The organism is Flavobacterium yafengii (assembly GCF_030010375.1).
In the GTDB taxonomy this organism is placed as follows: domain Bacteria; phylum Bacteroidota; class Bacteroidia; order Flavobacteriales; family Flavobacteriaceae; genus Flavobacterium; species Flavobacterium yafengii.
Window position 1 is genome coordinate 1 of the sequence record NZ_JASCRY010000005.1, and the last position, 20135, is coordinate 20135.

Here is a 20135-nt window from a genome sequence, read left to right on the forward strand (position 1 = left end):
TTAAGGTGGTTATTGCGGCGGGGCTCACCTCTTCCCATCCCGAACAGAGTAGTTAAGCCCGCCTGCGCAGATGGTACTGCAGTTATGTGGGAGAGTATGTCGTCGCCTTTCTTTGAAGACCCCGTTCTAACGAATGGGGTTTTTTATTCATACTTCTTTCATTTTAAGTGAAGTATACTGGTACCTTAGCTCAGATGGTAGAGCAATGGACTGAAAATCCATGTGTCCCTGGTTCGATCCCTGGAGGTACCACAAAATGCTCGGATGGTGAAATTGGTAGACACGCTGGACTTAAAATCCAGTGAACAGCAATGTTCGTGCGGGTTCAAGTCCCGCTCTGAGTACAAAAACTTCAGTTGGCTAACGCTAGCTGAAGTTTTCTTTGTTTTAAGAATAAAGAATTCTCATCATTTATTTGATTTTTGTATTATAACTCATTCAATGACAGTTATATTTTACAAATGTTTACTCAATGTGTACTGCATTAGTGGGGTTAACATTTTTGAAAAGCAATGTTTATTGAATGGATAAGTATTTAATATTTTTAATCTTTGATGAAGATAGTTTTAGTTAAACTTAAATGTTATACCTTTTTTATATTAAAATTTTGAGGCCTTATTCCTTTATATATATTGTTTTCGTATGAATTTCTTTATTTGAAATAAATTCTTCAACACTGAAGTTATTTAGAGTATAACATAAACGCTGCTCATATTAATGCTGTTTTTAGAAGTAAAAAAGTCTAGTTTTTAATTAACGGTTCATTTTAGATATTTAAGAAGTTGTTGATGAATTATTAAACTTTAACGTTTGTTCCACTTAATAGTTTATTGCATTTGATGAAAAAAAAGTACTTTAGTTAATTGTTTAATAAATCGTTATCCAAAAAACAATAAATCTATGAAAAGAAGATCTTTTTTAACTACTGCAACTTTAGCGTCTGCAGGTCTTACCACACTTTTGATTACAGGCTGTACTTCTGGTACTAAAAAGGAAGAAGATTCAGTATCAATTGAAAATTCCAATGCGATCTTTGAATTGGATGAAGAAACCATCGGTAGTTTAAGAGAAAAATTAGCTTCTGGAAAATATACTTCGGAACAATTAGTACAATTATATTTAAAACGTATTGAAGCTATTGATAAAGATGGACCTCAATTGAATTCTGTTATCGAAGTCAATCCTGACGCAGTTGCTATTGCAGTTGCTATGGATAAAGAGTTGAAAGCTGGTAAAAGCAGAGGACCTTTACATGGAATTCCAGTTTTAATAAAAGACAACATCGATACAGCGGATAAAATGCAAACAACTGCGGGATCTTTGGCAATGGCAGGAAATATTGCTTCAAAAGATGCTTTTGTAGTACAAAAATTGAGAGAGGCCGGTGCAATAATCATTGGGAAAACCAATTTGAGTGAATGGGCAAATTTTCGTTCCACCCAATCGTGTTCCGGATGGAGCAGCAGAGGCGGTCAGACTAAAAATCCATATATTTTAGATCATAATCCATGTGGTTCCAGTGCGGGTTCCGGAACTGCTGTGTCAGCTAATCTTTGTGTAGTTGCTGTTGGAACCGAGACGGATGGTTCAATTGTTTGTCCGGCTTCGGTAAATGGAATTGTAGGCATTAAACCAACTGTAGGTTTGGTCAGTCGATCTGGAATTATTCCAATTTCAAAAACACAAGATACAGCAGGTCCTATGGCTAGAACTGTAACCGATGCCGCTATTTTATTAGGCGCAATGGCAGGTGTTGACCAAGATGATGCTGTAACGCTTCAAAGCAAAGGAAAAGCGCAGAAGGATTATACTATGTTTCTAGATATAAATGCTTTGAAAGGCAAACGTATTGGTATTGAAAAAAAGCCACAGGGAAATAATAAATACATTAATGCACTTTTAGCAGATGCTATCAACCTTCTAAAAAAACAAGGTGCTATTATTATCGAAATTGACTATTTGGAGAAAATCAATGCTTTGGGTCAAGCTGAATTTGAAGTTTTGCAATATGAATTTAAAGACGGACTAAACAACTATTTGGCTTCAGCCAATGCAAGAGTAAAAACTTTAAAAGAGGTAATTGATTTTAATAGCAGTAATGAAGATAAAGCAATGCCTTATTTTAAACAAGAAACACTGGAGAGTTCTAACGTTAAAAAAGGATTAGAGGATAAAAAATATCTAGAAGCACTAACCGTAAGTTTTGAAGGAAGTAAAAGTATTTTAGATGCTGTTTTTAAAGAAAATAAGTTAGATGCCATTTGCGGAATTACCATGGGACCAGCATGTAGTATTGATGTGATTTACGGAGATCGCTGGGGAGGATATTCTTTGACTTCTCCTGCTGCTGCAAGTGGATATCCACATATTACTGTTCCTAATGGGATGGTTTATGATCTACCTGTTGGATTATCTTTTTTTGGAACTCCGTATACGGAAGGGGAATTAATAGGATTGGGTTATGCTTACGAACAAGCCTCTAAAAAGCGTATAAAACCGAAACTTAAAGCTTCTTTTTTATAATAATTACGTTTCAGAAATATTAAAAAGGGTAAAGAGTGAATCACTTTTTACCCTTTTATTTTTTTATAATACTCACAAATAGAGTTAATAGGACATTCTAGACATTTGGGTTGTGGGCGGCAAATTTCTCTTCCTAAAAATGAAATTGCCATCCCGATTTCTCCCCAAATTTCTTTTGGTAACACTTGCATTAGCTGTTTTTCGGCTTTGATTCCGTCTTTGGTTTCCGGGATTAATCCAATTCTTGGTGCAACCCTAATAACATGTAAATCAGCTATAATTCCTTCTGCGGGAATTTTTGCTTCGCGAAGAATTACATTAGCTGATTTTCTTCCAATGCCTTTTAAAGCAACCAAACCTTCCATAGTAAGTGGAATATTTTCGTCTTTTTGGATGGTTTGCGCTATTTCTAAAAGCCAGTTTGCTTTGGTTCCAAAATTTCTGACTTTAGAGATGTATGGAAATAATGCTTCAGCATTAGAAACAGCTAGACTTTCCATATTAGGATATGCTTGAAATAGGACAGGGGCAATTTTATTAATATTGGCATCGGAATCCTGTGCTGATAAAACGACCATCACCATAAGTTGGTATAAATTATGATACTCCAGCGGATGTTTTGTTCCTTTATATTTTGTTAGAATTGGCTCAAAATTTTTAGCCCAATCAGTTGCGTTTCCAAATAAATCCATACTATTATTCTTTAAAGTCAACTGATAAAGAGTTTACACAATAGCGTTGTCCTGTTTTTGTAGGACCGTCATCAAATACATGTCCTAAATGGCTGCCACAATTTGCACAAAGGATTTCGGTTCGTTTCATGCCATGTGTAACATCTGAAATGTATTGTACTTTTCCAGGAATGGATTCATCAAATGACGGCCAACCACAATGTGCATCAAACTTAGAATTGCTTTCGAATAAAGGTTCTCCACAGGCGCCACAACAGTATGTTCCTTTTTCATAATGTAGGTTGTATGTTCCCGTATGCGGATATTCAGTCCCTTTTTGTCGAAGAATTCTATAGCGCTCCGCTCCTAATTGTTCTTTCCATTCTTGTTCGGTTTTTTCTACAGGATATTTCATGATTTATTAATTTTATTAAAAAATTAGTATTCTTTATTTTTTATCTCTTGCGGATAAGAGTTTGATTTTTTTATAATGCTGTGAAACAGTTATTTATTTTGAATGAATTGAACTGTTCTTTCAATTACTTTATGGTTTCCTAGAATTTTTCTATGGCCTAATCCATCAGTTAATAATAACTCCCCATTTTTTAAGTATTCATGAATGTGAATTCCTGCTTTTACAGGAACTTCAGGGTCATTGTTGTCATGAATTACTAAAACTGGAATAGTGGTTTCCTTTGCGGCTAGAAAAGCAGAATAACTATTCATTTTTTCTCCATATTTTTTTTCGAAATGCAAACGTAAAAGAGTGCTTATAGCTGGTTTCAATGCTAACTTTGCCACAAAATCATCCATAATATCTTCTACAATGTCTCCACTGCCAATAACTACGGCATGATTTACTTTTAAACCTTTTTTTATAGCATTCAAAACGGACATTCCACCTAATGAATGACCAATGGCTGCTTCAAATGGTCCAAATTGTTTGTCTATTTCTAAAATTGTAGCGATAAAATCGACCATAATAGTAGTTTTTCCGGGTGATTTCCCATGAGCTGGCGCATCAAAACTAATAGTGGAATATCCTGCTTTAAGCAATTCATCGGCAATTTTGAATAATTGTGTTCCACGCCCTGACCAACCGTGAACTAATAAAATTTTCTTCTCACTTTTTCCATATTCATACAAAACAACCTCTTTATCAATGGCGGGTATTGGGATTAATTTTTGAATGCTATTGCGATCCATTTCTAATTCTCTTTTTGGAATTTTATGTTTTATGGGTGTTGTAAAGAGTTTAGCAGTAAATAATGTAATTAGTTTTGGAGAAATAAAAGAGATTAATTTACTGGTTAATAAAATAATCTTAGGAATTTTCAATGATTGGGTATGATTAGAAGTTTTTTTTGTCATTTCAATAAATTTTCAAGCGAGTTATTATATTATAATTTTTTTAGTAAATTTAGAAAAACATAAAAGTAGTATTTTTTATAAAGTTTTTATTGGTATTAACATAAAAGACGGAAATATTAAATAATTCAATAGTATTAGAATTAACTGAAAACATCAAAATTTCATAAATGGAAATATTTCATATCAGTGCAGAATGTTACCCGGTAGCTAAAGTAGGCGGTTTAGCTGATGTTGTGGGAGCATTGCCAAAATATCAAAATAATGCAGGACATCAAGTAAGGGTTGTGATGCCCTGTTACGACACAAAATTTAAAAAAGAAAATGATTTTGAATGTGTGCATTGGGGGCATGTAAAGTTGGGGAATTTTAATTTTCCTTTTAGTATTCTCAAAGAAAAAACAGATAATTTAGGATTTGAATTGTATTTGGTTGAAATCCAGGAATTATTTGACAGGAAAGATGTTTATGGATATAAAGACGATATCGAACGCTTTTTATCTTTTCAAATCGCTACTTTAGATTGGATTACAGGTAGAAATGAAGTTCCGGATGTAATTAATTGTCATGATCATCATACTGGTTTGATTCCATTTATGATGTTGTATTCTTATAAATACGAAAAAATCCGAAATATTCCTTCCATGATTACCATTCATAATGGTTTGTATCAAGGGCAGTTTGGTTTTGATAAATTGTATTATTTGCCAGAATTTGATTTGGCCCATGTCAAAGTTTTAGAATGGGATAATTGCATCAATTCATTGGCAGTAGCCATAAAATGCGCTTGGGCAGTTACCACAGTTTCTCCTAATTACCTGAATGAGATTAATTATTCGGCTAATGGTTTAGAAATGTTGTTTAATCTGGTTCGCTATAAATCCAGAGGAATTTTAAACGGAATTGATATCGAAGTCTGGGATCCTGCTAAAGACGCGATGTTAGAAAAAAACTATTCGATTAAAAATTTCGAAAAAGGAAAACAAGAAAATAAAGAAAAATTATGCAACCTTTTTAATCTAGACCCAACAAAACCACTTTTTAGTTTCATTGGTAGGTTATTAGAAGAAAAAGGAGGTGATTTATTACCGCATGCTGCAGCGTTAGCTTTATCTGAAAATTATCAACAAATTAATATTTTAATTTTAGGTTCAGGAAATACAGCTATTGAGAATCAATTGAATGGCTTATTATCTGATTACAAAGGGAATTACAATACATTTATTGGTTATAATGAGGAATTAGCGCACTTGATTTATGCAGGCTCTGATTTTTTATTAATGCCTTCAAGAGTGGAACCTTGTGGTTTAAACCAAATGTATTCGTTGCGATACGGAACAATTCCTATAGTACGCAGGACTGGAGGATTGAAGGATACTGTCATTGATTTTGGAGATGATGGAAATGGAATTTGCCATGATCAAGCAACTGTTGGTGATGTTTGTTATTCGATTCAAAGGGCAGTAAATTTATACGACGATAAAAAACACTTAAATAAAATTATAAAAAAAGGAATGAGCACTGATCATTCTTGGGGCAGCGTTTGTCTGGAATATATAGAAATGTACAATTTAATAATTAACAAAAAATGAAAGCTAAAAAGAAAAACGTTATTGCAATTATTTTAGGGGGAGGACAAGGATCCAGATTATATCCATTGACAGAAACAAGATCTAAACCTGCAGTACCAATAGGAGGTAAATATAGATTGGTTGATATTCCGATTTCAAATTGTATGAATTCAGATATTTACAGAATGTTTGTACTGACGCAATTCAACTCTGCTTCTTTAAATGCCCATATAAAAAACACGTATAATTTTAGTATTTTTAGCCATGCTTTTGTTGATATTCTTGCAGCTGAACAAACTCCCGATAACCCAACTTGGTTTCAAGGTACAGCAGATGCTGTAAGACAATGCATGCCTCATTTCTTGAACCATGATTTTGATTATGCTTTGATTCTTTCCGGAGATCAGTTGTATCAAATGGATTTTAATGATATGTTAGAAGAACACATTAAAAGAGAAGCCGATATCACAATTGCTACCTTGCCAGTAAATGCAAAAGATGCTCCTGAATTTGGAATATTAAAAACAAACTCCGAAAGCTGTATTGAATCTTTCATTGAAAAACCAGCAAAGGAATTGTTGCCAGATTGGGAATCGGATGTGAGTGAGCAAATGAAGAGCGAAGGCAAGCATTATTTGGCTTCAATGGGAATTTATATCTTCAACAAAAAACTGTTGGTAGACATCATGTCAAACAAAGAAACCAAAGATTTTGGTAAAGAAATTATTCCACAAGCGGTAGGCCACAAAAAGATATTAAGTTACCAATATGAAGGATATTGGACTGATATTGGTAATATTGATTCCTTTTTTGAAGCGAATATTGGACTGACAGAAGACTTGCCTAAATTTAATTTATTTGATAACGATAATAAAATTTATACAAGACCAAGATTATTGCCGCCATCTAAATTCCAGAAAACAACAGTTGATAAATCGTTGATTTCTGAAGGCTGTATTTTGAATGCCAAAGAAATAAACCATTCCGTAATTGGGATCCGATCCAGAATAGGCGAGGGAACCATAATTCAGAATTGTTATGTGATGGGGAATGATTTCTATCAGAATATTGATGATATGAATGAAGATGTTAAAAGTGATAGACAATTGGTAGGAATTGGGGAAAGATGTTTCATAAACAATGCGCTTGTAGATAAAAATTGCAGAATTGGTAATGATGTTTACATCAATGGAGGAAATCATTTAGAAGATTTTTCTAATGAATTATACGCCATAAAAGACGGAATTGTTGTCATTAAAAAAGGAGCAGTTATACCGGATAATTACATCATAAAGTAAATTTATAAACTGTTTTTTCTTAAAATAATATTCTATTCTTTTTTTAAATAGAATTATACAATTGTTATATGAGCAAAGTTATCTCGCATTCCCTTTTTACCGATTTTGATATTGATTTATTCAAAGCTGGGAAACATTTCCGTCTGTACGAAAAACTAGGCGCACATCTAATAACTGTTGACGGAGTAGATGGTGTTTATTTTGCCGTTTGGGCTCCTACGGCACATTCGGTATCTGTAGTAGGGGATTTCAATTTTTGGACACAAGGAGAGCATCTGTTGGAAGTACGTTGGGATTCTTCCGGTATTTGGGAAGGATTTATTCCAAACGTCAAAAAAGGGACAACCTATAAATATAAAATACAATCCAATAATGGTGGGATTGTAACTGAAAAAGCTGATCCGTTTGCTTTTTATTGTGAGAAACCACCACATACAGCATCTGTAGTTTGGGATTTAGATTATAAATGGAAAGACAAAAATTGGATGGAAACCCGTCAAAATCATAATGGTTTAGACAAACCTTATTCAGTATATGAAGTACATTTAGGTTCATGGAAACGGCATACGGATGAAAATCGTTTTTTGACCTATCTAGAATTTGCCGAAGATTTAGTAAACTATGTAAAAGAAACAGGTTTTACCCATGTGGAGTTTATGCCTATTATGGAATATCCTTACGATCCGTCATGGGGATACCAATTAGTAGGATATTTTGCGCCAACTTCCCGTTTTGGGAATCCGCAGGAATTCATGCATTTGGTAGATAAATTACACGAAGCAGGAATTGGAGTAATTCTGGATTGGGTTCCATCTCATTTTCCAGATGATGCACATGGTTTAGGGTTTTTTGACGGATCGAATCTTTTTGAACATCCTGATCGCAGAAAAGGCTATCATCCAGATTGGAAAAGTTTAGTTTTTAATTATGGACGAAATGAAGTTCGTTCCTTCTTAATCAGTAATGCGTTATTTTGGTTGCATCATTATCATGCAGATGCTTTGCGTGTTGATGCTGTTGCATCGATGTTGTATTTGGATTATTCTAGAAATGATGGTGAATGGGAACCCAATATCTATGGAGGAAGAGAAAATCTTGATACTATAAGTTTTTTAAAGGAATTTAATGAAGCCGTATATCTAAATTATGAAGGAGTACAAACCATCGCTGAGGAAAGTACTTCTTTTCCTATGGTTTCCAGACCTACATCAGTTGGTGGTTTAGGTTTTGGAATGAAATGGATGATGGGTTGGATGCACGATACTTTAGAATATTTTCAAAAAGATACGGTGTATAGAAAGTACCATCAAAATGATTTAACTTTTTCCATGACCTATACTTTTTCGGAAAATTTCATGTTGCCGCTTTCGCATGACGAAGTGGTATATGGAAAGAAATCTATAGCGGGAAGAATGCCAGGAGATGAATGGCAAAAATTTGCGAATTTAAGATTACTCTATGGCTATATGTTTATGCATCCCGGAACTAAATTGTTGTTTATGGGGAGTGAATTTGGACAAAGTAGTGAATGGAATTTTGAAGGAAGTTTAGATTGGCATTTACTGCAATATCCGTATCATGAAGGTGTAAAACTATTAATTACAGATTTGAATAAATTGTACAAAACACAACCTGCTTTACATGAAAAACAATTTAGCCCGGAAGGTTTTGAATGGATTAATTACTCTGATCATCAAAATGCTGTGATGTCTTTCATTCGAAAAGGAAATGATCCAAAAGACGATGTAATTGTAGTTTGTAATTTTACTCAAGTGGTGCGCTCTAATTATCGAATTGGTTTACCTAAAAAAGGTAAATTAACCGAGATTTTTAATAGTGACGCCGCAAATTATGGAGGAAGTGGTCTTTCTAATCCTAAAAAAATAACAATTGAAGCGATGCCTTATGATGGAAGAGATTATTCTACAGCGTTGCTTTTACCTCCTTTAAGCGTTACTGTTTTTAAAATTTCATAGTTTACAAATTGTTGAATTTTGAAGTAATAATAGCTAATGGTTTTCATTTATAATGGAAACCATTATTATATATTACTGATTGTTACATTGAAATACACTATAACGTTTTCGCGAATAAAGCCCACATATATAACTGTTTACAAAGTAATTTTGTAAGTTTGAGTTCTAGAAAAAGATTAAAATTAATACCATATAAAATGATTACAAATACAGAATTAGAATATAAAGGTGATTTATATCCCACAAAAATAACTTCTTTTGAGCATGAAGTAGATTCAATATTTTTTCATACTGATAATAGTGTCATATTAAAAGTAACCGTATTAAGAGATAGTTTAATCCGGTTTCGATTTACGACAAAAGGGTATTTCAGCAACGATTTTTCTTATGCAGTTGATAAAAGTCATTCTCATGGATATAATTTTCTTGAAGTTTCTGAAGTGGAAGATTATTATCAGATAAAAACAAGTAAAGTAAAATGTAGAATTCAAAAAATAGATATGAGATTGTCTATTTTTGATTTAGAAGACAATATTATTTTAGAGGATGAATTGGGTTTTCATTGGGAAGAAAGCTATGAATACGGTGGGAATATCGTAAAAATGAGTAAGGCTTCAAAAGATGGGGAATGCTTTTACGGACTTGGTGATAAGGCAACCCAACTAAATTTGAAAGGAAAGAGACTGGAAAATTTTGCAACAGACCAATATGCTTTTCAAAAAGATCAGGAACCGTTGTATAAAGTAGTTCCGTTTTATATTGGATTACAAAACAAGCAATCCTACGGTATTTTCTTTGATAATACATTTAGAACCTATTTTGACTTTTGTCACGAAAGAAGAAACGTAACCAGTTATTGGGCAGAAGGAGGAGAAATGAATTACTATTTCATTTATGGACCGCAAATGCAAGATGTTGTTACCACTTATACTGATTTGACAGGAAAACCTGAATTGCCGCCACTTTGGGCACTTGGATACCACCAATGTAAATGGAGTTATTATCCAGAAAGTAATTTAAAAGAAGTTGCTGCCAAATTTAGAGAGTTGAAAATTCCGTGCGATGCACTGTATTTGGATATTGATTATATGGAAGGTTTTCGATGTTTTACTTGGAACAAAGAATATTTTCCAGATCCCAAAAGAATGGTGGCTGAATTAGCCGAAGATGGTTTTAAAACTGTTGTAATTATTGATCCAGGAATAAAAATTGACAAAGAATACGCCATATATAAAGAAGCCCTAGAAAAAGATTATTTCTGCAAAAGAGCTGACGGTCCATACATGAAAGGGAAAGTTTGGCCAGGAGAATGTAATTTTCCGGATTATACAAATCCCGCAGTAAGAGAATGGTGGGCAGGATTATTCAAAGAATTAATTTCAGATATTGGAGTAAAAGGCGTATGGAACGATATGAATGAACCCGCAGTAATGGAGGTTCCTAATAAAACGTTTCCTATGGATGTACGACACGATTATGATGGAAACCCTTGCAGTCATAGAAAAGCACACAATATTTATGGTACGCAAATGGCAAGAGCAACGTATCACGGTGTGAAACGATTTGCGTATCCAAAAAGACCTTTTGTAATAACAAGATCAGCATACGCAGGAGCACAACGTTACACATCTTCTTGGACAGGAGATAATGTTGCCACTTGGGAACATTTATGGATTGCAAATATTCAGGTGCAACGTATGTCAATTTCTGGTATGGGTTTCACAGGCTCAGATATTGGTGGATTTGCAGAACAACCTTCGGGAGAATTATATGCACGTTGGATTCAATTGGGTGTTTTTCATCCTTTTTGCAGAACGCACTCTTCAGGAGATCACGGAGACCAGGAGCCATGGGCTTTTGATGAAGAAGTTATTGATATCACCAGAAAATTTGTCAATTTGAGATATCAATTATTACCGTATTTATATACTATGTTTTGGCAATATATTGAGGAAGGAATTCCTATGCTGAAACCATTGGTTTATTATGACCAAGATGATATTCAGACACATTACAGAAATGACGAATTTGTTTTTGGAAATCAAATATTGGTTTGCCCAATTTTAGAACCAAATGCTTTAGGCAGAAGAATGTATATTCCTCGTGGACAATGGTATAATTATTGGACCAACGAAGAAGTTAAAGGAGGAAAAGAAATTTGGGTTGACACTAAATTTGATCAAATTCCAATTTTTGTAAAAGCTGGAGCAATTATTCCTAAATATCCTGTTCAGCAATATGTTGGAGAATTAGAATTTGATGAGTTAACATTAGATATTTATTACAAAGAAGGGAAAGAAAAATCAGTAGTTTATGAAGATGCCCAAGACGGGTATGATTATAAAAAAGGAAGATATAGTTTTTTATCGTTTCAAACAACCGGTAAAGAGAAAGAATTGATTATCCAGCTGCATAAAGAAGGAAAATACGATACGAATTATTCGAAATATAAAATAAATCTTATCGGATTACCATTTAAAGTTAAAATGATCGAAATTGATAATGTAGAAGTATCATTTGATAAAATCACTTTAGAAAAAGAGGGGTACTTAATTGTTGATAAAGGGTTTACGGCATTTCATATTACTGGAGAATAACAAAAAAAGTTGATACTTTTATATTTAATTATGTAAATTTAAATGTTTATAATAATTGTATTTTTGTTTAATATTTAAAATCTAAAATTATGAAAAAGCATTTATTAATAGGGATTTTTGCAATAGGATTGGTTTATTCTTGTGCTACGAATCCAATTACAGGGAAAAAAGCACTTAATTTAGTCCCTAATGATCAGTTGTTCCCAACATCTTTTCAACAATATGGTACTTTTTTAAAGGAGAATAAAGTGATTACTGGAACTGCAGAGGCTAGAAAAGTGGAAGCAGTTGGGATGCGAATTAAAGCGGCAGCAGAAAAATATTTAACCTATTTAGGCCAATCACAATATTTGGCTGATTACCGTTGGGAATATAAATTAATTGACAATAAAGAAGTGAATGCTTGGTGTATGCCGGGAGGGAAAATTGTTGTTTATTCAGGGATTTTGCCAGTAACATTGAATGATTCTGGTTTGGCTACCGTAATGGGACACGAAGTATCTCACGCATTAGCTAATCATGGTGCTCAACGTATGAGTGCTTCTCAATTGCAACAATTAGGAGCGGTAGGTGTTGCAGTAGCGACTGGAGGTAAAAGTGAACAAACACAACAAATATGGGGTCAAGCATATGGATTAGGATCTCAGTTTGGTGTAATGCTTCCTTTTAGTAGAAATCACGAAACTGAAGCAGATAAAATTGGTTTGACTTTAATGGCAATTGCAGGGTATAATCCGGATGAATCTATTGTTTTTTGGCAAAGAATGGCTGCGCAATCTTCAGGACAGGCGCCACCGGAATTTTTAAGTACACACCCATCTGATGCTACCAGAATTGCAAATCTAAAAGCATTAATTCCAGAAGCTAAAGCTCTAGCGGCTAAAGTTGGAATTATTTACAGATAGTTACTTATTATTATTATTATTATTATAAAATATTTAAACAGGCTGTCCTTAAGAAGGATAGCCTGTTTTTTTTCAATTGATGAATAAATATTTTGATTCACATAACTCATTAATGATTTGTTAATGTATAAATTATTTACTTTTTATATTGTTCTTAGCAAAAAATAAATAAATTCGTATCATAAAAAAATAAACATGGCAGATTTACAAAAAGGGAGTAAAAAATTACTAAACGCTTGGGCTTTTTATGATTGGGCAAATTCAGTTTATACGCTTACCATTGCATCTGCAGTATTTCCAATTTTTTATGAAGCTTTATTTTCTGATCGAGATCATTACATTGATGTTTTTGGTTTGCATCTCAAAAATTCAGCTTTAATAAGCTTTGTTACCGCTTTTGCATTTTTATTAGTGGCTTTTATTTCGCCTTTATTGTCTGGTATTGCAGATTATGTGGGGGATAAAAAATCATTTATGAAATTCTTTTGCTACTTGGGAGCGCTTTCTTGTATGGGATTGTATTGGTTTAATCTTGAACATATATACATCGGATTGGCATTTTATTTTTTTGGATTGATTGGATATTGGGGAAGTTTAGTTTTTTATAATTCCTATCTACCAGACATTGCTTATGTAGATCAACAAGATAAAATTAGCGCTAAAGGATATTCATTTGGATACATTGGAAGTGTAATTTTATTGATTATCAATTTAGCGATGATCATGAAACCAAAACTTTTTGGAATTACTGGAACTGATGGAGAAGCAGCCATGAAAGCCATGCGATATTCATTTGTTATGGTTGGAGTTTGGTGGATATTATTCAGTCAATATACGTACTATTATTTACCAAAAGGTAATAAAAATGCCGACCGTAAAGTTACACATCATGTAGTATTTAACGGTTTTAGAGAGTTAAAAAAAGTTTGGTTTTTATTGAAAGAAAACATTGCATTAAGACGGTATTTAGGAAGTTTTTTTGTGTACAGTATGGCCGTACAAACGGTAATGCTAGTTGCCACTTATTTTGGAGCACAAGAAATTGCTTGGTCCTCTAAAGCAGAAAGTACAACGGGTTTAATTATTTGTATTTTGATAATACAATTAGTTGCTGTTCTGGGGGCAGTTATAACTTCAAGAGCCTCAGAAAAATTCGGAAATATTCCAACTTTAATTGTAATTAACTGTATTTGGGCAGTATTTTGTGCACTTGCATTTTTTATTACTTTGCCAATACATTTTTATGTTATGGCAGGAATTGCAGGACTTGTAATGGGCGGAATTCAAGCTTTATCACGTTCAACATATTCTAAATTATTACCTGAAACAGATGATACGGCTTCCTTTTTTAGTTTCTTTGATGTTGCTGAAAAAATCGGAATTGTTATAGGAATGTGTATCTATGGAATTATCGATCAAATCACGGGAAGTCCAAGGTTAGCGATTGTATTTCTTGGTGTATTCTTTGTTGTGGGTGTTCTGTTATTAAAAAGAGTGCCAAAAAAAGGCGTTTTAAATTAATAAAACACCTTTCATAATAATTTTGTTTTTAAAATTAGGCTCTCGATATAGCTCCTGAGCCATTTACTTTCGTATCTTTTTTCTTTGGCTCTCCAATGTATTCAATATCTCCTGAACCAGAAACTCTGGCATGAAGACTTTCACTGCAAAAAACTTTACTGTCTCCTGAACCAGAAACGGTAATCTTAGCGTTTTTAGCTTTCAAATCTCCGGCATCAATATCACCAGAACCATTTAAATTACTGTTGAAATTTTCAGTTTCCCCACTTAAAACCATATCTCCCGAACCACTTAAATTAACATCAAAGTCATTAGCTTCAACATCTAATTTCATATCACCTGAACCGGTTAATTTAGCTGAAAATGATTTAGATTTAATGCTATTTTTAGTTAGTACATCGCCTGAACCAGTCAAAGAAACTTGATCAATGCTTTCGAAAGGGACAACTATGACAATTTGACTTCCTTTGCTGGTACTGATATATTTATTCTTTTCAGTAGAAATTTTTAATACTTGATCAACAACTTCAACTTTAATGTAAGGCAATAAATTTTCTTCTCCTTTTATAGTAATGTTTCCTTCCTTTCCCGAAACTAATTCGACATCAAAAAAACCAGTTATTGCAATTCCGTCATAAGAAGCTGTTGTTCTTTTTTCAGAAATTACTTTTCCATTTCCTTTTATTTTTTGATTGGATGACCATTGTGCATTAGCCATTGTCGTTAGTAATAGTAAACAACTAATAAATAATTTGATTGAATTTTTCATAAATAAAGCTTTAAGATTATTGATTTTTTACTAGCATTACATTTCCGTAATCTGAAATTATAGTGATATTGTTGACTCCTTTTTTCTTGTAGAAACCACTGTATTTTTTCAAATTGTGTGAGTCTTCTTTAGAGTTTATCTCTAATTCATTGTCATATTTAAAATTAGCATATTTTAGAGTCACATTAAAATCAAAAGCATAATTAGCATCAAACCCAATGTTTAATCCCGTGTAACCAGCTACAATAGTTACAGTATTGGCTTTTGCACTAATAGTTCCAATAGTTACTTTGCTGTATTTTGTGGACAGTTTTAAATTATTAGATAATTCACCAACTTTGAGAGTTAAATAATTCCCGGTTGCATCTAACGATTTTACATTCTGAATTTTAATATTTCCGTATTTACTAATGTATTTAACGACATCACTTTCTTGAATATCTACATCCGTATAATCTGAAGCTAAATCTAGTTTTGTGACTTCTCCAATTTTCAAATTTGAATATTTTGCCGTAATAGTTGCATTTTTTAAAAATGAAATACTCGAGTTAGAGCAATATTCTGCTTGTATGTTACTGGAATTTCCGGATAATCTACCTAATGCTATTTTGCCGTATTTACATTTAATTTCAGCTTCAGAAAACAAGTCAGATGTAGTGATATTTCCATATTTATTATGAAGTTTTACACTTCCATTTTTTGGTATTTTGAGCGTATAATTAATTTGAAAACTATTGTTTTTGCCATTACTCTTATAACTGGAGTTTCCTAAAATAGTTTTTGCAGTAATCATTCCTTTCAGTGCAATTATATCAACATCAATATCGTTGATGCGTTGGTTGACCCAATTTTCGTTATCACCACTCACTTTTATGACAATATCCAATTCGGTTTTATCTTCGTCCCAAGTTGTTACTGAAATATTGCCGTATGAGTTATCAATATAAAGACCAGCATCCGAATTGACGAAATAAGCTTTTTTAATATTTTTTTGTTTGGTATGGATATAATCAGGATCATTGGAAAATCCTAAAAATGGAATTAAAACGAATAATAGGAGTAGTTTAAATTGTTTTTTCATTAGAAATATTTTTTAATTTTTCATTGTTTTCAATGTGTAACAGTACATTTTGTAAAAAAGAAATTCGGGTTTGAAGATTGCGGATCATCGCATAAATAATTTGCTTACTTTCTCCATTTGTTTCTAATTCCTTAATTATTTTTTCATAATCACTATCTAATGTTCTCATTTGTTTGAGTGCATCGGAAATTATTTTTTCATTTTCAGGTGATTTTTTCTCTCTTATTTTTTCTAATTCATTTTCAATTAAAACGGTAAAAATAGAATCTGTTTGTTTCGTTTCTTTTGATGCAAATCGCAATTCTTCTGTTTTTTTAGGAGTAGTATTGAAGATTGAAAGTCCCAACATAACTACGATAGAAGCAGCGATTCCAATAGAAACGAAACGTTTCCAATTCGATTTCTTAGATTTTAATTTTTGCACAAATCGCTGCTCATGATTGTTTTCAAGAGCCTCGATGTCCCATTGATTTTCAAATTTGTCAAATAATTTGTCCAGTTTTTTATTTTCCTTTTTCATATTTCCTCTAGTTTTTTTCTTAAACAATCTTTGGCTCTGCTGAGTGTAGTTCTGCAATTGGCATAACTTATATTAAGTATTTCGCTAATTTCTTCTTGGTCATAACCTTCAATAAAAAAAAGAGTCAAAACCATTCTGTAATTGTATTTCAGGGAGTTAATGACCTCTAAAATTTGTTTTACTTTTAGTTCATTGAAGTTTGTAATTTCAGTTAAAGCTGATTCTTTTTCTTCAATTTTATAAAGCGTGGCATCAAAATCTTCCGGTTTGAATTGATTATTCTTTTTGTAAAAATCAATACTACAGTTCACCACAATTCTTTTTAACCAAGCGCCAAAAGCAACTTCTTGTTTATAGTCGTTTATTTTAGTGAATGCTTTTAAAAAACCTTCCTGCATTACATCTTCAGCAAAATGAACATCTTTGACAATCCTAAAGGACACATTATACATCGCTTTTGCATAGCGATTGTAAACCTCACACTGTGCTTTTTGATTTTTTTGCCTACAAAGCAAGATTAATTCTTCGATATTATAGTTGGTTAAACTCAAACAGCTGATTTTAGTTTATTATAAGGACTCTGTCTTTTTACGTTTGTTACACTTTTATAAAATTAAACTATATTTTTTCTTTTGATGTGTTGTGAATTGTTTTATTTGGCTATTGTTTGTTGTGTATAAAATATCTCTTTCTAAAGGAAAATAGGATAAAAATATTATATTTTGGCACAGAGATTGACTCTTTTACCGTTATTCAAATATTGAGGATTAAAGATAGATTTTATATAAAAAGACTACTTTGAAACCTTATATTTGCTTAAATAATGAAATTTTTAATGACAAAAAGACTTAAATAATATATGTCAAATCATAAAATACTTACTATTGACAATCTGTCACTTCAGGAATTTGATTCGGAAGCAGATTTAATTCCACTTTTAACTCCCGAAGACGAGGAGGAAATGAATAATGAAGCCTTACCGGAATCATTGGCTATTTTACCTTTGCGAAATATGGTTTTATTTCCTGGAGTTGTGATACCAATTACTGCGGGTCGTGATAAATCAATAAAATTAATCAATGACGCGAATGCTGCTGGTAAAACGATAGGAGTTGTTGCTCAAGTAAATGAAGAAGATGAAGATCCAACCAAAGATGATATTCATAAAATAGGTACTGTAGCCCGTATTTTGCGTGTGCTAAAAATGCCCGATGGCAATATAACGGTAATTCTTCAAGGGAAAAAACGCTTCGAAATTGATTCAGTTGTTTCTGAAACGCCATACATAACTGCAAAAATTAAGGAAGTTCCTGAAAAAAGACCTAAGAAAAACGATACTGAATTTGTAGCAATTCTGGATTCAATCAAAGAATTAGCAATTCAAATCATTAAAGAAAGTCCAAACATTCCTAGTGAAGCAACCTTTGCGATTAAAAATATTGAGAGCCAATCGTTTCTTGTCAATTTTGTTACTTCAAACATGAATTTATCTGTTAAAGAAAAACAAGATTTACTGGCTATTAATGGGTTGAAAGAAAGAGCTTTAGAGACGCTTCGGTATATGAATGTGGAGTTACAAAAACTCGAATTGAAAAATGATATTCAATCTAAAGTTCGTTTCGATTTAGACCAACAACAACGCGAATATTTCCTTCACCAACAAATGAAAACTATTCAGGAAGAATTAGGTGGTGTTTCTCAGGAAGAGGAAATGGACGAAATGTTACAGAAGTCTTTGACCAAGAAATGGGATGAAAAAACCAAAAAACATTTCGATAAAGAATTGTCTAAAATGCGACGCATGAACCCACAAGCGCCTGATTTTGGTATTCAAAGAAACTATTTAGAGTTGTTTTTAGAATTGCCTTGGAACGAATATTCTAAAGATAATTTTGATTTAAAAAGAGCACAAAAAATATTGGATAGAGACCATTTTGGTCTTGAAGATGTTAAGAAAAGAATGATTGAGCATTTGGCAGTTTTAAAATTGCGAAATGATATGAAATCTCCAATTATTTGTTTGACAGGACCTCCGGGAGTCGGAAAAACGTCCATTGGTAGATCGATAGCTGAAGCATTGGGTAGAAAATATGTTAGAATTTCTCTTGGTGGTTTACGTGATGAAGCGGAAATTCGTGGGCACAGAAAAACTTATATTGGCGCTATGCCAGGAAGAATTATCCAAAGTTTGAAAAAGGCAGGAACTTCAAATCCAGTTTTTGTTTTGGATGAAATCGATAAATTATCAAACAGCAATCAAGGAGATCCATCTTCGGCATTACTGGAAGTTTTAGATCCGGAGCAAAACAATTCTTTTTATGATAATTTCCTTGAAATGGGATACGATTTGTCTAAAGTGATGTTTATTGCTACGTCTAATAATATGGCGGCCATTCAACCTGCGTTGAAAGACAGAATGGAAATTATCAAAATGTCAGGTTATACAATTGAAGAAAAGGTAGAAATTGCGCGTCAGCATTTGTTTCCAAGACAATTGAAAGAACACGGTTTGACAACTAAAGATTTGACTATTGGAAAAAAACAATTAGAAAAAATTGTTGAAGGATATACGCGTGAATCTGGAGTTCGTGGTTTAGAAGCTAAAATTGCTCAAGTAATCCGTAACGCAGCAAAATCTGTTGCGATGGAAGAAGAGTATAACAAAAAAGTAACTGACGAAGATATCATAAAAACACTTGGTGTTCCAAGATTAGAAAGAGACAAATACGAGAATAATGATGTTGCCGGAGTGGTAACTGGTTTGGCTTGGACTTCTGTTGGCGGTGACATTCTGTTTATAGAATCGTTACTTTCCCCAGGAAAAGGAACTATGACTATTACCGGAAACTTAGGTACGGTCATGAAAGAATCTGCAACTATTGCTTTGGAATATATTAAAGCGAATGCAAAACTTTTAGGATTGGATTCAGAGATACTTTCTAAATATAATATTCATTTACACGTTCCTGAAGGAGCCACTCCAAAAGATGGTCCAAGTGCCGGAATTGCAATGTTGACGTCATTAGTTTCGCTGTTTACACAAAAACGAGTGAAGAAAAACTTGGCCATGACAGGAGAAATAACCTTGCGTGGAAAAGTGTTGCCAGTAGGCGGAATCAAAGAAAAAATTCTGGCAGCTAAAAGAGCGAATATCAAAGAAATTATTCTGTGTCACGAAAACAAAAGTGATATTGATGAAATAAAACCAGAATACTTGGAAGGACTTTCTTTTCACTATGTAAAGGAAATGAGCGAAGTATTGAAATATGCTTTGACTGATCAGAAAGTGAAAAATGCCAAGGATTTAAAATAAAAATTAATTCCAAATTTTAAAA

General features: G+C 32.9%; 15 protein-coding genes, 2 tRNA genes and 1 rRNA gene. 11 read left to right on the plus strand and 7 right to left on the minus strand.

The features are described 5' to 3' along the window. The first annotated feature begins 1 nt into the window (after window position 1). The 4 genes from rrf to QLS97_RS14645 all read left to right on the plus strand — a co-directional run bounded on the left by rrf (window position 2) and on the right by QLS97_RS14645 (window position 2523). Window positions 2-111 (plus strand): 5S ribosomal RNA (rrf, locus tag QLS97_RS14630). Between the two features lie 68 nt (window positions 112-179). Next, window positions 180-252: transfer RNA gene (locus QLS97_RS14635), tRNA-Phe, on the plus strand. A 6-nt stretch (window positions 253-258) separates the two neighbouring features. Next, window positions 259-344 (plus strand) — tRNA-Leu (locus tag QLS97_RS14640). A 556-nt stretch (window positions 345-900) separates the two neighbouring features. Next, window positions 901-2523 carry an amidase gene (locus QLS97_RS14645; RefSeq protein ID WP_282717673.1) on the plus strand — a complete coding sequence of 541 codons (1623 nt, stop codon included), beginning with the start codon at window positions 901-903 and terminating at the stop codon, window positions 2521-2523. A gap of 47 nt (window positions 2524-2570) precedes the next feature. On the opposite strand, the gene QLS97_RS14650 is transcribed toward QLS97_RS14645, so the two are convergent. From QLS97_RS14650 to QLS97_RS14660, 3 genes are all read right to left on the minus strand, one after another. After that, window positions 2571-3215: an endonuclease III domain-containing protein gene (locus QLS97_RS14650; protein WP_282717675.1), complete on the minus strand. Its 645-nt coding sequence runs from the start codon at window positions 3213-3215 to the stop codon at window positions 2571-2573. A gap of 4 nt (window positions 3216-3219) precedes the next feature. Further along, window positions 3220-3609 carry a peptide-methionine (R)-S-oxide reductase MsrB gene (gene msrB / locus QLS97_RS14655; protein WP_282717676.1) on the minus strand — a complete coding sequence of 130 codons (390 nt, stop codon included), beginning with the start codon at window positions 3607-3609 and terminating at the stop codon, window positions 3220-3222. Window positions 3610-3698: 89 nt separating this feature from the next. Beyond that, the gene (locus QLS97_RS14660) at window positions 3699-4565 is read right to left on the minus strand and encodes an alpha/beta fold hydrolase (protein ID WP_282717677.1); all 867 of its coding nucleotides are present in this window, start codon (window positions 4563-4565) and stop codon (window positions 3699-3701) included. A gap of 167 nt (window positions 4566-4732) precedes the next feature. Between QLS97_RS14660 and QLS97_RS14665 the strand changes: the two genes are divergently transcribed. The 6 genes from QLS97_RS14665 to QLS97_RS14690 all read left to right on the plus strand — a co-directional run bounded on the left by QLS97_RS14665 (window position 4733) and on the right by QLS97_RS14690 (window position 14430). Further along, window positions 4733-6154: a glycogen synthase gene (locus QLS97_RS14665; RefSeq protein WP_282717678.1), complete on the plus strand. Its 1422-nt coding sequence runs from the start codon at window positions 4733-4735 to the stop codon at window positions 6152-6154. After that, the gene (locus QLS97_RS14670; protein WP_282717679.1) at window positions 6151-7431 is read left to right on the plus strand and encodes a glucose-1-phosphate adenylyltransferase; all 1281 of its coding nucleotides are present in this window, start codon (window positions 6151-6153) and stop codon (window positions 7429-7431) included. The genes QLS97_RS14665 and QLS97_RS14670 overlap by 4 nt, the downstream gene beginning before the upstream one ends. Window positions 7432-7499: 68 nt before the next feature. Next, on the plus strand, window positions 7500-9407 hold the full coding sequence (gene glgB, locus QLS97_RS14675; RefSeq protein WP_282717681.1) for a 1,4-alpha-glucan branching protein GlgB: 1908 nt from the start codon (window positions 7500-7502) through the stop codon (window positions 9405-9407). 197 nt (window positions 9408-9604) lie between these two features. Next, a complete protein-coding gene (locus tag QLS97_RS14680; protein WP_282717683.1) occupies window positions 9605-12004 on the plus strand; it encodes a glycoside hydrolase family 31 protein in 2400 nt (799 codons plus the stop codon). A gap of 89 nt (window positions 12005-12093) precedes the next feature. Beyond that, entirely contained in the window at window positions 12094-12909 is an 816-nt protein-coding gene (locus tag QLS97_RS14685; RefSeq protein ID WP_282717685.1) for a M48 family metallopeptidase, read from the plus strand. 195 nt (window positions 12910-13104) lie between these two features. Beyond that, the gene (locus QLS97_RS14690; RefSeq protein ID WP_282717686.1) at window positions 13105-14430 is read left to right on the plus strand and encodes an MFS transporter; all 1326 of its coding nucleotides are present in this window, start codon (window positions 13105-13107) and stop codon (window positions 14428-14430) included. A gap of 34 nt (window positions 14431-14464) precedes the next feature. On the opposite strand, the gene QLS97_RS14695 is transcribed toward QLS97_RS14690, so the two are convergent. The 4 genes from QLS97_RS14695 to QLS97_RS14710 are packed head-to-tail and all read right to left on the minus strand — an operon-like array spanning window position 14465 to window position 17351. After that, a complete protein-coding gene (locus QLS97_RS14695) occupies window positions 14465-15199 on the minus strand; it encodes a head GIN domain-containing protein (RefSeq protein WP_282717687.1) in 735 nt (244 codons plus the stop codon). Between the two features lie 16 nt (window positions 15200-15215). Beyond that, a complete protein-coding gene (locus QLS97_RS14700) occupies window positions 15216-16280 on the minus strand; it encodes a hypothetical protein (RefSeq protein WP_282717689.1) in 1065 nt (354 codons plus the stop codon). Then, a complete protein-coding gene (locus QLS97_RS14705; protein ID WP_282717690.1) occupies window positions 16264-16800 on the minus strand; it encodes an anti-sigma factor in 537 nt (178 codons plus the stop codon). Before QLS97_RS14705 ends, QLS97_RS14700 begins: the two co-directional genes overlap by 17 nt. Beyond that, window positions 16797-17351 (minus strand): RNA polymerase sigma factor, encoded by a 555-nt coding sequence (locus tag QLS97_RS14710; RefSeq protein WP_282717692.1) that lies wholly within the window; start codon window positions 17349-17351, stop codon window positions 16797-16799. The genes QLS97_RS14705 and QLS97_RS14710 overlap by 4 nt, the downstream gene beginning before the upstream one ends. A gap of 308 nt (window positions 17352-17659) precedes the next feature. On the opposite strand from QLS97_RS14710, the gene lon reads away from it, so the two are divergent. Next, window positions 17660-20113, plus strand: a complete 2454-nt coding sequence (lon, locus tag QLS97_RS14715) for an endopeptidase La (RefSeq protein WP_282717694.1) — start codon at window positions 17660-17662, stop codon at window positions 20111-20113. The last annotated feature ends 22 nt before the right edge of the window (window positions 20114-20135 follow it).